Genomic DNA, 12,122 nt, shown 5'->3' on the forward strand with positions numbered 1-12,122 from the left:
TAACGTTTTGAAAGGGGCCCAGTAATGATTGAATTTGAAAAACCAAATATTACCGTTGTTGAACAAGAAGATTCTTACGGTAAGTTTGTTGTTGAACCACTTGAGCGAGGCTTTGGTACTACTTTAGGTAATTCTTTGAGAAGAGTATTACTTACTTCTATTCCAGGTACTGGACTTGTTTATGTGCAAATTGATGGCGTTTTACACGAGTTCTCAACAGTTCCTGGCGTCAGAGAGGATGTAACTAAGATCATCTTGAACTTGAAGAAACTTGAATTAAAGTCTCTTTCAGATGAACAAAAGGTTATTGAATTGGACGTTGAAGGTCCTGCCACAGTAACTGCTGATGATCTTAAAGTTGATGCAGACGTTCAAGTTTTGAATCCGGATCAATATATTTGTACCATTGCTGAAGGTGGACACTTGCATATGGAACTCGCCGTAAAGAATGGTAGAGGTTATGTTGCTGCAAGTGACAATAAGAGTGATGACATGCCAATCGGAGTTATCCCAGTTGATTCTTTATTCTCACCAATTAAGAAGGTTAACTACCAAGTAGAATCAACCCGTGTTGGTAAGAGAGATGACTTTGATAAACTCACTTTTGAGATTTGGACTGACGGTTCAATCAAGCCTAATGACGCCCTTAGTTTTGCTGCCAAGATTTTAGTTGAACACTTCAAGGTATTTGAATCGGCAGATGCGAATGCTAAATTCAGCGAAGTAATGGTAGAAAAGGAAGACGATAAGAAAGAAAAGAAGCTTGAAATGACTATTGAAGAGCTTGATCTTTCTGTTCGTTCATACAACTGCCTGAAGCGTGCCGGCATTAATACTCTTCAAGAGTTAACTGATAAGACAGAATCAGATATGATGCGTGTACGTAACTTAGGACGTAAATCATTGGAAGAAGTTAAAAATAAATTAACCGACTTAGGTCTTTCACTTCGTCAAGAAGACTAAGCTTAGGTGAATAAAGGAGGCAAATCCATGGCATACCGTAAATTAGGTCGCGATAGTGCTCACAGAAAAGCAATGCTTAGAGAAATGACTACTCAATTAATCATGAACGAACGCATTGTTACTACTGAAACTCGTGCTAAAGAAGTTCGTAAGACTACCGAAAAGATGATTACTTTAGGTAAGCGCGGCGATTTAGCAGCTAGAAGAAAGGCTGCTGCATTTGTACGTGACGAAGTTGCAGATGTTCACGAAGAAAAAGATGCAGTTGTTGTTAAGTCAGCATTGCAAAAGCTTTTCAGTGATGTAGCACCTCGTTACAAGGACCGTAATGGTGGTTACACCAGAATTTTGAAGTTAGCTGTTCCTCGTAAAGGTGACGCTGCTCCAATGGTTATTCTTGAATTAGTTTAATTTTAGAGTAACAAAACTTAATACGTATTAAGAATTATCCATGAAAGTGAGAATAAGTGTAAAGATGATGGCGTATGCTTAGTCTAGCTTAGATGATTAAAACTCATCCCTCTTCATGGGTGATTTTTTTTGCTCTTTTTTTCTGTTACAATTGCTAATAAGTGATTTAAGAGAGGGAGTGAAAAGATGCCAGTAGATAACGCTGTTGAATTTAAAAATATTTTGTTTACTTATCCTGATACTGAAAAAGCTGTTCTTGACAAAATTAGTTTTAAAATAAAAAAGGGTTCATGGACATCTTTAATAGGCCATAATGGTAGTGGTAAATCCACAATTTCTAAGTTAATCAATGGATTACTTTTGCCTGATTCTATTGCTGATTCTAAAATTAATGTTTTAGGAATGGAATTGAATCAAGAGACTGTTTGGAAAATTCGAGAAAAAGTTGGTATTGTATTTCAAAATCCAGATAACCAATTTGTTGGAGCAACAGTTGGGGATGATGTTGCTTTTGGTCTTGAAAATAGAGCTGTTCCACGAAACCGGATGGTAAAAATAGTAAGAAACGTTTTAGCGGATGTTGGAATGCTAGATTATATAAATGCAGAACCAGCTAATCTTTCTGGTGGACAAAAGCAGCGGGTGGCTATTGCAGGTATTCTTGCTGTAGAGCCAGAGATCATTATTTTGGATGAGTCAACTTCAATGTTGGATCCTAGTGGTCGAGAACAAATATTAAAGATTATTAGACGGTTAAAGAAAGAAAAAAATTTAACAGTTATTTCAATTACGCACGACATCGATGAAGCTAATATGGCGGATGATGTAATAGTATTAAATGACGGGAAAATTTTAGCTCAGGGAACACCAACGATAATTTTTGATAAAACTGAGATGTTGGAAAAGATAGGGTTAGATATTCCATTTGTGTACAAGTTAATAGATAAGTTAAATAAAGTTGGAATCTCTGTGCCTCAAAATATAAAGACGAAAGATGAGTTGAAGCAATATCTATGTCAATTAAATTTGAAAAAGTAAATTATATCTATTCTCCTGGAACTTCTATGGAGAAAAAAGGGTTAGATAATGTTTCATTTGAATTAACTGAAAATAGTTTTGTTGCGTTAGTAGGCCATACGGGTAGTGGAAAGTCAACTTTAATGCAGCATTTTAATGCATTGTTAAAGCCAAGTTCTGGAACCATTGATATTGCAGGCTATCATATTACCAATCAAACTGGAAATAAAAATTTGAAAAAGTTGCGAAAACAAGTGAGTCTAGTTTTTCAATTTCCTGAAGCTCAACTTTTTGAAAATACTGTACTTGAAGACATTGAGTTTGGACCTAAAAATTTTGGTGCTACTGAGAATGAAGCAAAAAGCAAGGCGTTAAAATGGTTAAAGCGTGTAGGATTAGACGAGACTATTGCAAATAAATCACCATTTGAACTATCTGGAGGTCAAATGCGGCGAGTTGCAATTGCTGGGGTAATGGCCAATGAGCCAGCTATTTTATGTTTAGATGAGCCGGCAGCCGGGTTAGATCCTAAATCTCGTAAAGAAATGATGAAATTATTTGTTGATTATCAAAAAGCCGGTCATACGGTAATATTGGTTACACATAATATGGACGATGCTGCAGAATATGCAAGTGATGTTTTGGTCATGGAACATGGTAAGCTAATTAAACACGATGTGCCGAAGCGAATTTTTGCTGATAGAAATTGGCTTGAAAAACATTATTTAGATGAACCTACATCTAGCTTATTTGCAGCTGGTTTAACGGATTTTAATTTTAAAGATCATCCTCTTACAATAGATCAATTGGTTGCTGGAATTAAAGAAAATGTACGAGGGTAGGTTATGAGTAAGATAATTGTAGGACGTTATATTCCGGGACATTCTCTTATTTATAAAATGGATCCTCGGAGTAAATTATTAGTTACCATATTATTTATATTGGCTATCTTTTTAGCTAATAATCCAATAACTTATGCGATTGTGACCATTTTCTGCTTTTTAGCTGTAATTGCTACAGGGTTAAAAGCAAAAGTATTTTGGGATGGTGTTAAGCCTTTGATTGGCTTGATTTTCTTTACGTCTCTTTTACAACTATTTTTTATGACTGGTGGTCATATTTATTGGCATTGGTGGATTTTTTCACTATCTAGTTACGGTTTAGTTAATGCAATTTATATTTTTATTCGTTTTACATTAATTATTTTAATTTCAACAGTGATGACAGTCACTACAATGCCGCTTGAAATTGCTGATGCGATGGAATGGTTGCTTAAACCGCTTAAGTTGTTTAAAGTGCCTGTGGATAAAATTGCGTTAGTAATTTCAATTGCACTTCGTTTCGTACCAACATTATTTGATGAAACATTGAAAATTATGAATGCTCAAAGATCACGTGGAGCAGATTTTAATGATGGTGGTTTGATTCAAAGAGCAAAAGCAATTACTCCCATCTTAGTACCGCTGTTTATTCATTCTTTAGAAACAGCAATTGATTTATCAACGGCAATGGAATCACGCGGTTATCGAAGTAGTGAAGGACGAACAAGATATCGTGTTTTAAGTTGGTCAAAATGTGATCTAATTGCATTAATCTATTTTGTATTGTTGGTCGGATTATTATTGATTTTTAGGACACATTAAAGATATGACAACAAGGTATAAGATGACGATGGCTTATGATGGCCATCTTTTTCATGGCTTTCAGCTTCAGCCAAATCAGCGAACAGTGCAAGGAACAATTGAGGATGCACTGAAAAAAATGACTAAAGGAAAACGAGTTATTGTGCAGGGCTCAGGACGAACCGATGCAGGTGTGCATGCAGTTGGGCAAGTAATTCATTTTGATTATCCTGGGAAGACAATACCAGCGAATAGAATGATTTTAGCGATGAATTCAATGATGCCAACTGATATTATTTTTAATAATTGTCAAATTGTTAATGATGATTTTCATGCACGTTACTCCATTAAAGGAAAATGGTATCGTTATCGCGTTAGTTTAGATCATTTTGTTAATCCATTTAAACGTTTTTATACAGGACATTTTCCATATCCACTAGATATTGAAAAGATGCAAATTGCGGCACAAGATTTGTTGGGAAAACATGACTTTACTAGTTTTGCGGCTAGTGGTGGTCAAATTGAAGATAAAGTGCGAACGATTTATTATGTAAAAATCACAGAGGATAAAAAAGATAATGAAGTGATTTTTGACTTCATTGGTTCAGGATTCTTATATAATATGGTTCGAATCATGGTAGCAGCGTTGCTTGAGATTGGGAATGATCGTAGACCAGTGCATGATTTGCAGCGGGTAATCGCGGCAAAAGATCGACAAGAAGTGAGACAAACAGCTCATGCCAGCGGTTTATATCTTTATCATGTTTTTTATGATGAAGTACCACAAAAATATCGCTTAGATCAGCATTTATAATTGACATTTTGCCTAAAAGGACGTACTCTAATATAGTATGTTTGTCCACGATAGGCCCCGGAAACTTATTGTTTTCAAACTGCAAATAAACGGAGGAATTTAAATTGCGTACTACACCATTAGCAAAATCTAGTGAAATCGAACGTAAGTGGTACATTATTGATGCAACTGACGTAACCCTTGGTCGTCTTTCTGCTGCTGTTGCCACTATTTTGAGAGGTAAGAACAAGCCTCAATACACACCTAATGTTGATACTGGTGATAACGTTATCGTTATCAACGCATCAAAGATTAGATTGACTGGTAAAAAGGCTTCAGACAAGTTCTACTACCACCACTCATCATGGCGTGGCGGCTTGAAGGCCGTTTCATACGGTGAATTGCTTGCTAATAACCCAGTTAAGATGGTTGAAATCTCAGTTAAGGGTATGCTTCCAAAGAACACTCTTGGTCACCATGAATTCATGAAGATGCATGTTTATGCTGGCGAAGACCACAAGCACGAAGCACAAAAGCCTGAAAAGTTAGATATTAACAAATTAATCTAGGAGGTTATATAATGGCACAACAAGCTGCATACACAGGTACTGGTCGCCGCAAGGATTCAGTTGCGCGTGTTCGTTTAGTACCAGGTAACGGTAAGATCACTGTTAACGATAAAGATGTTGATCAATACATTCCATTCCCTAACTTGGTTAAGGACTTGAAGCAACCATTGACATTAACTGAAACTGAAGGTCAATACGACATTCACGTTAATGTTAACGGTGGTGGTTTCTCAGGTCAAGCTGGGGCTATCCGTCTTGGTATCGCTCGTGCACTTCTTGAAGTTGACCCAGACTTCCGTAGTCCACTTAAGAAGGCCGGTTTCTTAACCCGTGACCCAAGAATGAAGGAAAGAAAGAAGCCAGGTTTGAAGAAAGCCCGTAAAGCTTCTCAATTCTCAAAGCGTTAATCTTTGGATTTTACGTTTATATATTCAAAAAGCATCCCAATCAGGGATGCTTTTTTGTTTTAATGAAATAAGAGGCCACAAATGGTCACATTTTTTATGGAGAAATTGAAAATGTTAAATATTAGATCATATGAAGACGCAGATTTCGAAAAATTATGCAATATCCACGATCAAGCGCGAAAGCAAGAATTAAAATTTACCAATCTTGAAACTGTATTTATTCCATTCAAAATAGCATCAAAGAAAGAGCAATTATTTGAAGACTATTAAGTTTACGTTGCAACAAAAGAAAATAAAGTTGCTGGCTTTATCGGTTCATTTCTTCTTAGTAATTACTGGAGTATTTGTCTTGATGTACTTGCTCGCTTATGGTTTGTACTTTTTACAATTATTGCGAGATGTTAAGCAAATCAATCAAAAATTGAACGAAAAGTAAATAATCAAAAACGATCAAGCCTAAAAATCTTGATCGTTTTTTCGTTGGTTAGTTAAAAATTATAAACTGTCTTGAATATTATCAGCTAAGTAGTCATAAAGCATACCATGCTTTAATTGCTTAGTATCAACTCCCAAAACTTCAGCAATAGCATAAGCAAATGCCCAAGCAGTAGCAGGACCACGGCTAGTTAAGATCTTGTGTTCATTATCAATAACGGTAATTCTTTCACTGAAGTGAGCACTTGGATCGTCCTTCAAGCATTCTTCTTCAATTCCTGGATAACAGGTAAAGTCTGCGTCTTTTAAAACGCTGTAGCGAGCTAAGGCGCGAGGAGCAGCACACATTGCGGCATCCCATTTACCAAATTCATGGCGTTTAACCATCAAGTCACGCAATTTTTCGTTATCACGTAAGTTAGCTGAACCAGTCATTCCACCAGGGAAGGCAACTAAATCATAGTCAAGCAATGAATTATCCACAACTTTATCACAAGTTAATTTAATGTGGTGATCCCCATCAACATCTTTACTAGTGAGACCAACCATATCACATTCCACATTAAGGCGACGTAAAACGTCAACTACGCTCAATCCTTCAACTTCTTCGCAGCCATCTGCAAAGACAACAGCAACTTTTGTCATAAAACCATCCTTTCTGTAACTAGTTTTATTATCTACCTTAAATCAGGTCTAAGTAAAATGAAAGATCTGCTAATTTGCTTAAATGAAGAGTAGGATGTGGTGCGATAGGAATTTTATCCTTTTTAGGTGCAAGCCAAAGCGACTTTAAATTGGCGTTTTCCGCGCCTTGAATTTCCTCGTCTAAGTTAGTTCCAATTACTAAAACGGTATCGGGATCTAAATCAGGATTATCATTTAAGATTTTGAAGAAAATATTCTTACTTGGCAATTTCTCTTTAAAGTCGTCAGCAAAATATGCGCGATCAAAGGAAGATAGCAATTCGGTTGGAGCTAAACGTGGTTCAATTTGACTGCGCTTTTCTTTAGCCAGTAAGATTAAATGCAAATTACCGCTGACTTCATCGATAAAATCAATAGCGCCCTTGACTAACCTAGTTTGATCTTTCATTGTGTCATCAAAAATGGCGCGTGTTTGAGCTAGATCTTCTTTTAAAAAAGTGGTCAAAGATAAGTTGATTTGCTCATCAGAGGATAAAGTTTTGAATTCTTTAGCTAGACTAGTGTAGCGCAAGCGTTCAGCCGGTCCCCAATCTAGGCCGTAATGTTTTAAAGTTTGCCTTAAAGCAGTTTTTTCGGCTAATTTTTCATTTAACAAACTGCCTTCTGGAATAAAAATTAATGTTTCAAATGTTACCATAAATAAACTTCCTTTATGTTAGTACCTATTAAGATTATAATAAACAAGATAATTTTAGAAAAGGAATCACAAAAATGACGATTTGGACGATTATTTTCTTATTACTTGGTGGAGTAGCTGGGGGACTGTTATCTTCGGTTGCTTCGATGGCTTCGCTTGCTTCATATCCAGTTTTGCTAGCAGTGGGAATCCCACCTGTTTTTGCCAATGTGACTAATGATGCAGCCTTAATTTGGACTAGCATTGGCTCTACTGTTTCTTCAACTAAAGAATTAAAAGGACATTGGAAGCAAGTTTGGTTTTATACTATTTTTACTGTAGTTGGCTCTATTTTAGGCTGTATTTTGCTATTATCTTTTCCTCCGAAGATTTTTGAAAAAGCAGTCCCATTTTTTATTGCGTTTTCAGGAATAATGATTATCGTTTCAGGTAAGCGCCACAGTTTAAATACTCAAGAGCAGCCAACTTGGCTAAAGATAATCTATTTTATCGCTCTTTTAATTATGGGAATGTATACTGGCTACTTTGGTGCAGCTGGTGGGGTTATTGTGTTAGTGCTTTTAACCTATATTACGAATGATAAATTTATTGTGATTAATGCAATTAAAAATGTAATTTGCGGTTTTGCTAACTTAGTAGCTTTAATTATCTTTATGTTCACTTCGCATATTTATTGGTTGCAGGCAATTCCTTTGGCAATCGGGATGTTTATCGGTGGCTATATTGGGCCAGCGATTTTAAGACGAGTACCAGAAAAGCCGGTGCGAATTTTTATTGCAACTTTGGCCTTTATTCAAGCTGGCTACTTCTTTTATACAGCATACCTGCGCTAAGTTTGGTACAATATTAATCAATGAAAAAGGGGGTTAATGTTGATGGCAACAGAAGTATATTTGGTTCGCCACGGTGAGACAATGTTTAACAAGTTGAACAAGGTGCAGGGCTGGTGCGATTCACCGCTAACCGTTAAGGGGATTAACGATTTAAAGAGAACTGCTAAAGCTTTAAGTCAAGTTCACTTTGATAATATGTATTCATCAGACTTGAAAAGAGCAATTGACACCGTCCACTTAATGAAGGATGCTAATGTGGTTTCCGATATTGGGAAAATCAAAAAATTGCCAGAATTTCGTGAAGTTTTCTTTGGAACTTTCGAAGGTGACGATATTAACCAAACTTGGGAACAAGTAGCTTTAGCTGCTGGTATTGGTCATATAGATGATGTAACTAAAATTATTAATCAAGTAGGTTTGCGTAAATTTCGCGCAGCTACTAAGAAAGCAGATCCACGTCATTTAGCCGAGAATCAAGATGAATTAGACCAGCGGATGGTGCGGGCAATTGATGTCTTGCATGATTTAACTAAGAATGAACAAAGAGTTTTGCTGGTAAGTCATGGCGATTTTATTAAAACCTTATCGATCAAGTATTGGAATAAAAACAATGGTGAAAATGATATCATTTTTCCGGATAATGGAAGCGTCACCCGTGGTATTTTGCACGATGATGGTTCATTTGAAATCGTTGATTACAATGTAAATGCTGAAGAGTTATAAAAGTCCTACTGCCTAAGTAGGGCCTTTTTTGGTACACTGATAACGAAAGGAAAATGTTCAATGAATAAAGACCATACAACTAAGCGCTATGTCTTTGTGACACTGCTTAATGTCATTATTACTATTGCCGAATTTTTAGGTGGTATTTTTTCAGGATCCTTAGCATTGCTTTCTGATGCAGTTCATAATTTAAGCGATGTCGGTGCAATTATTTTATCTTTTGTGGCTCATTTAATCAGTCGTAGAAGCCGTAATCAGCGTAAAACTTTTGGCTATGAAAGGGCCGAGACTTTGGCAGCTTTTACTAATGGCGTCATTTTAATTGTAATCAGTGTAGTTTTATTTGTAGAAGCGATCCAGCGTTTTTGGCAACCGGAGCATATTCACGGCGGCATTATGCTGGTCGTTTCAATTATTGGGTTAGTGGCTAATATTATTTCAATGTTTGCGATGCACAGTGATTCAAAGGCTAACTTAAATGTTCGTTCAACTTTTATTCATATGCTCAGTGATGCCTTATCTAGTGTAGCTGTTGTAATTGGGGCTATCTTTATTTATTTCTGGAATGTAACTTGGCTTGATCCAGTTTTAACTATCTTAGTTTCAGTTTTTGTTTTGCATGAAGCTTATGAAATTACGATGAAGGCTGCCAATGTCTTAATGGAATCTAATCCAGATATTGATTTGGATAAGGTAAATAAAATAGTGCTGTCTTTCCCAGTCGTGCAAAATATTCACCATGTTCATGTTTGGCGCTATAGTGACGACTTTATTATGATGGATGCTCATATCAATGTGGCTCCGGGCTTAAGAGCTGATGAACTAGAGCAATTGTATCAGGATATTGGTCAAGAATTACAAAAAAAATTAGGCATCAATCACATTACTTTACAGGCAGAATGTGAGCGTGGCCGCAAAGATAAGATGATTGTTCCTGGTCATGGTGTCAACGAAAATTAGGTGGAAGTATGTTTAACGTTAATATTTTTACAGCAATTATTGTGTTAATTATGGGAATTTATGATCTAGCTTATGCTTTTAATAGACGCAAGCAACCGACTAATAAAGGCGGGATTAAGGCTTTTATGATCCTGGGAATTATTTTCACAATTGCAGGAATTGTAATGATCATTAGGGTATTAATGAGGTAAGGAATCTTAAAATGGCTAAATTAGTATTAGTTCGACATGGCGAAAGCGTGGCCAATGCTGCCAATGTTTATACTGGCTGGAACGATGTTCCATTAACTGAAAAGGGTGAAAAACAGGCAAAACAGGCTGGTGAATTAATTAATACGATTCCTGATTTTGCGCCAACGCATATCCATACTTCAGTTTTGTCGCGAGCAATCGTTACAGCAAATATAGTAGCTGATGTCTGCAATTTATTGTGGCTGCCGATGACTAAGACCTGGCGGCTAAATGAACGCCACTATGGCGCTTTAAGAGGCCTTAACAAGGATATTTCACGTAAAGTCTTTGGCGTAGAGCAAGTTTTATTGTGGCGGCGTGGTTTTGATTCAATTCCACCTAAGCAAGGATCGCCAATGATTGATCGTCGCTATCAGCATTGTGATCAGCATTTAATGCCACGAGCAGAAAGTTTGCATCAAACGCAAAAAAGACTGATGCCATATTATTATGATCAGATTGCTTCGCGTTTATTAAATGGAGAAGATCAACTGATTGTGGCGCACGGTTCAAGTTTGCGTGCTTTGATAAAAAAGTTAGAGCAGATTAATGATCATGACATCGTAAAACTGGAAGTTCCTAATGCGGAACCGATCGTTTATACTATGGATGAGCACTTAAAGATTATTAACAAACAAATTTTACGTAAATAATGTTAAAAATGCACCTTAGTGCATTTTTTTAATGCTCTAAATGAGGTTTTACACATATCTATGGTAAAATCTAATATGATTTCTAGTATATTTAGTTTGGAGTATTAGGCATGCGTAAATTATTTTTATTACGAGGTGCACCTGGCTCCGGTAAATCTTCTTTTATTGCTCGCCATCACTTAAACCCTTATGCGATCAGTCGTGATCAAATTAGGCTACTATTGGCGGATTTGACAGTTTATTATCAAGAGGATGCGGATGTTTTACACCAAGTCATTCCGCGGCACGTAACGGTGCGTACTGAGCAAATGGTGGATCACATTGTAGAACACAAGATGGAACATGGGGAAACTGTGATTGTTGATGGGACGCATATTGTTCCTAGTGCAATTGAACATTTCAAACCATGGGTTGATAAATATCACTATGAATGTTTTGTAGTTGATCTGATGCAGCACAATACGCTTGAGAATTTGTTAAAGCGTAATCAAACCAGAATGCACTATGACTGGGTTAAACCAGAAGTAGTTAAGCAAATGTATCGCTCTTATGAAGCACATCCAGAAGTACCATATTGGGCACATAAGATTATTCCTAATCAGATAGATCATGCTTTATCACAAAGGGAAAGTAATTTGGATCATTATGCACATGTGATTGCAGTTCCGGACAAGGTAGATGAGGAAGATTTTCCCCATGTGCATATCTCAAACTTTTACTTTTCATTTAATGAAAAATTTACTGAAAAATATGGTACTTACAGAAATGTAGTTTCAATTGCGAAAACTGAGGATGAAGTAGTAAAGCAATTTAAATTACCGTATTTTGTTTTTAAGTTTCACCATAAACATTTTTTAATCTCAGCATATCCAATTAGAAATGAAATGCTGGATCCAATTAGAAAAGTAAAGGGCGTTTGGACATATTCAACAGGGCTTTATAATGTAGCTGACTTTGTAAAGGAATTTCCTGAAAATCCGAAGCAGCATGTGCATCAATTTAATTTAAGCAAGTTAGATCCAACACGTTTACTGCATATATGGTAAAAGAAAACTTATTCACATGTATTGTGGGTAAGTTTTTTACTGGCTCTTTGTCAAATCCTGTTGATAATGAGTAAATGAATAGAATCAAGCAACCATTAAAAGGCTGTTTGTTTCTTTT

General features: G+C 36.3%; 18 protein-coding genes. 16 read left to right on the plus strand and 2 right to left on the minus strand.

All coding sequences use genetic code 11. The features are described from left to right. Window positions 1-24: 24 nt before the first annotated feature. The 10 genes from Q0Y84_RS03390 (at window position 25) to Q0Y84_RS03435 (ending at window position 6,218) form a co-directional block, all read left to right on the plus strand. Entirely contained in the window at window positions 25-963 is a 939-nt protein-coding gene (locus Q0Y84_RS03390) for a DNA-directed RNA polymerase subunit alpha (RefSeq protein ID WP_297950849.1), read from the plus strand. Between the two features lie 27 nt (window positions 964-990). Further along, the gene (rplQ, locus tag Q0Y84_RS03395; RefSeq protein WP_297950851.1) at window positions 991-1,374 is read left to right on the plus strand and encodes a 50S ribosomal protein L17; all 384 of its coding nucleotides are present in this window, start codon (window positions 991-993) and stop codon (window positions 1,372-1,374) included. A gap of 186 nt (window positions 1,375-1,560) precedes the next feature. Continuing rightward, a complete protein-coding gene (locus Q0Y84_RS03400; protein ID WP_297950853.1) occupies window positions 1,561-2,412 on the plus strand; it encodes an energy-coupling factor ABC transporter ATP-binding protein in 852 nt (283 codons plus the stop codon). Then, window positions 2,388-3,233: an energy-coupling factor transporter ATPase gene (locus tag Q0Y84_RS03405; RefSeq protein WP_297950855.1), complete on the plus strand. Its 846-nt coding sequence runs from the start codon at window positions 2,388-2,390 to the stop codon at window positions 3,231-3,233. The genes Q0Y84_RS03400 and Q0Y84_RS03405 overlap by 25 nt, the downstream gene beginning before the upstream one ends. A gap of 3 nt (window positions 3,234-3,236) precedes the next feature. Next, entirely contained in the window at window positions 3,237-4,034 is a 798-nt protein-coding gene (locus tag Q0Y84_RS03410) for an energy-coupling factor transporter transmembrane protein EcfT (protein ID WP_297950857.1), read from the plus strand. Between the two features lie 4 nt (window positions 4,035-4,038). Beyond that, window positions 4,039-4,827 carry a tRNA pseudouridine(38-40) synthase TruA gene (truA, locus tag Q0Y84_RS03415; RefSeq protein ID WP_297950859.1) on the plus strand — a complete coding sequence of 263 codons (789 nt, stop codon included), beginning with the start codon at window positions 4,039-4,041 and terminating at the stop codon, window positions 4,825-4,827. 104 nt (window positions 4,828-4,931) lie between these two features. Beyond that, complete coding sequence (gene rplM, locus Q0Y84_RS03420) at window positions 4,932-5,375, plus strand: 50S ribosomal protein L13 (protein WP_005720369.1); 444 nt, start codon at window positions 4,932-4,934, stop codon at window positions 5,373-5,375. Window positions 5,376-5,386: 11 nt separating this feature from the next. Next, entirely contained in the window at window positions 5,387-5,782 is a 396-nt protein-coding gene (gene rpsI, locus Q0Y84_RS03425) for a 30S ribosomal protein S9 (RefSeq protein ID WP_005720370.1), read from the plus strand. A 111-nt stretch (window positions 5,783-5,893) separates the two neighbouring features. Then, window positions 5,894-6,052 (plus strand): hypothetical protein, encoded by a 159-nt coding sequence (locus Q0Y84_RS03430; RefSeq protein ID WP_297950864.1) that lies wholly within the window; start codon window positions 5,894-5,896, stop codon window positions 6,050-6,052. Then, the gene (locus Q0Y84_RS03435; RefSeq protein WP_297950866.1) at window positions 6,039-6,218 is read left to right on the plus strand and encodes a DUF3021 family protein; all 180 of its coding nucleotides are present in this window, start codon (window positions 6,039-6,041) and stop codon (window positions 6,216-6,218) included. Before Q0Y84_RS03430 ends, Q0Y84_RS03435 begins: the two co-directional genes overlap by 14 nt. Window positions 6,219-6,277: 59 nt before the next feature. Here Q0Y84_RS03435 and Q0Y84_RS03440 read toward each other — a convergent pair whose 3' ends face one another. Then, window positions 6,278-6,862, minus strand: a complete 585-nt coding sequence (locus Q0Y84_RS03440; RefSeq protein ID WP_297950868.1) for a DJ-1 family glyoxalase III — start codon at window positions 6,860-6,862, stop codon at window positions 6,278-6,280. A gap of 37 nt (window positions 6,863-6,899) precedes the next feature. Next, window positions 6,900-7,559: an HAD hydrolase-like protein gene (locus tag Q0Y84_RS03445; RefSeq protein ID WP_297950870.1), complete on the minus strand. Its 660-nt coding sequence runs from the start codon at window positions 7,557-7,559 to the stop codon at window positions 6,900-6,902. 74 nt (window positions 7,560-7,633) lie between these two features. Between Q0Y84_RS03445 and Q0Y84_RS03450 the strand changes: the two genes are divergently transcribed. The 6 genes from Q0Y84_RS03450 to Q0Y84_RS03475 all read left to right on the plus strand — a co-directional run bounded on the left by Q0Y84_RS03450 (window position 7,634) and on the right by Q0Y84_RS03475 (window position 12,004). Then, on the plus strand, window positions 7,634-8,392 hold the full coding sequence (locus tag Q0Y84_RS03450) for a sulfite exporter TauE/SafE family protein (RefSeq protein ID WP_005726806.1): 759 nt from the start codon (window positions 7,634-7,636) through the stop codon (window positions 8,390-8,392). Between the two features lie 42 nt (window positions 8,393-8,434). Then, window positions 8,435-9,115, plus strand: coding sequence for a histidine phosphatase family protein (locus Q0Y84_RS03455; RefSeq protein ID WP_297950873.1), 681 nt, complete (start codon window positions 8,435-8,437; stop codon window positions 9,113-9,115). A 60-nt stretch (window positions 9,116-9,175) separates the two neighbouring features. After that, window positions 9,176-10,075, plus strand: coding sequence for a cation diffusion facilitator family transporter (locus Q0Y84_RS03460; RefSeq protein WP_297950876.1), 900 nt, complete (start codon window positions 9,176-9,178; stop codon window positions 10,073-10,075). 8 nt (window positions 10,076-10,083) lie between these two features. Then, complete coding sequence (locus Q0Y84_RS03465) at window positions 10,084-10,266, plus strand: DUF308 domain-containing protein (protein WP_005726802.1); 183 nt, start codon at window positions 10,084-10,086, stop codon at window positions 10,264-10,266. An 11-nt stretch (window positions 10,267-10,277) separates the two neighbouring features. After that, the gene (locus Q0Y84_RS03470; RefSeq protein ID WP_297950879.1) at window positions 10,278-10,958 is read left to right on the plus strand and encodes a 2,3-diphosphoglycerate-dependent phosphoglycerate mutase; all 681 of its coding nucleotides are present in this window, start codon (window positions 10,278-10,280) and stop codon (window positions 10,956-10,958) included. Between the two features lie 110 nt (window positions 10,959-11,068). Continuing rightward, a complete protein-coding gene (locus tag Q0Y84_RS03475) occupies window positions 11,069-12,004 on the plus strand; it encodes an AAA family ATPase (RefSeq protein ID WP_297950881.1) in 936 nt (311 codons plus the stop codon). The last annotated feature ends 118 nt before the right edge of the window (window positions 12,005-12,122 follow it).

This window comes from uncultured Lactobacillus sp. (assembly GCF_947367125.1).
GTDB lineage: Bacteria > Bacillota > Bacilli > Lactobacillales > Lactobacillaceae > Lactobacillus.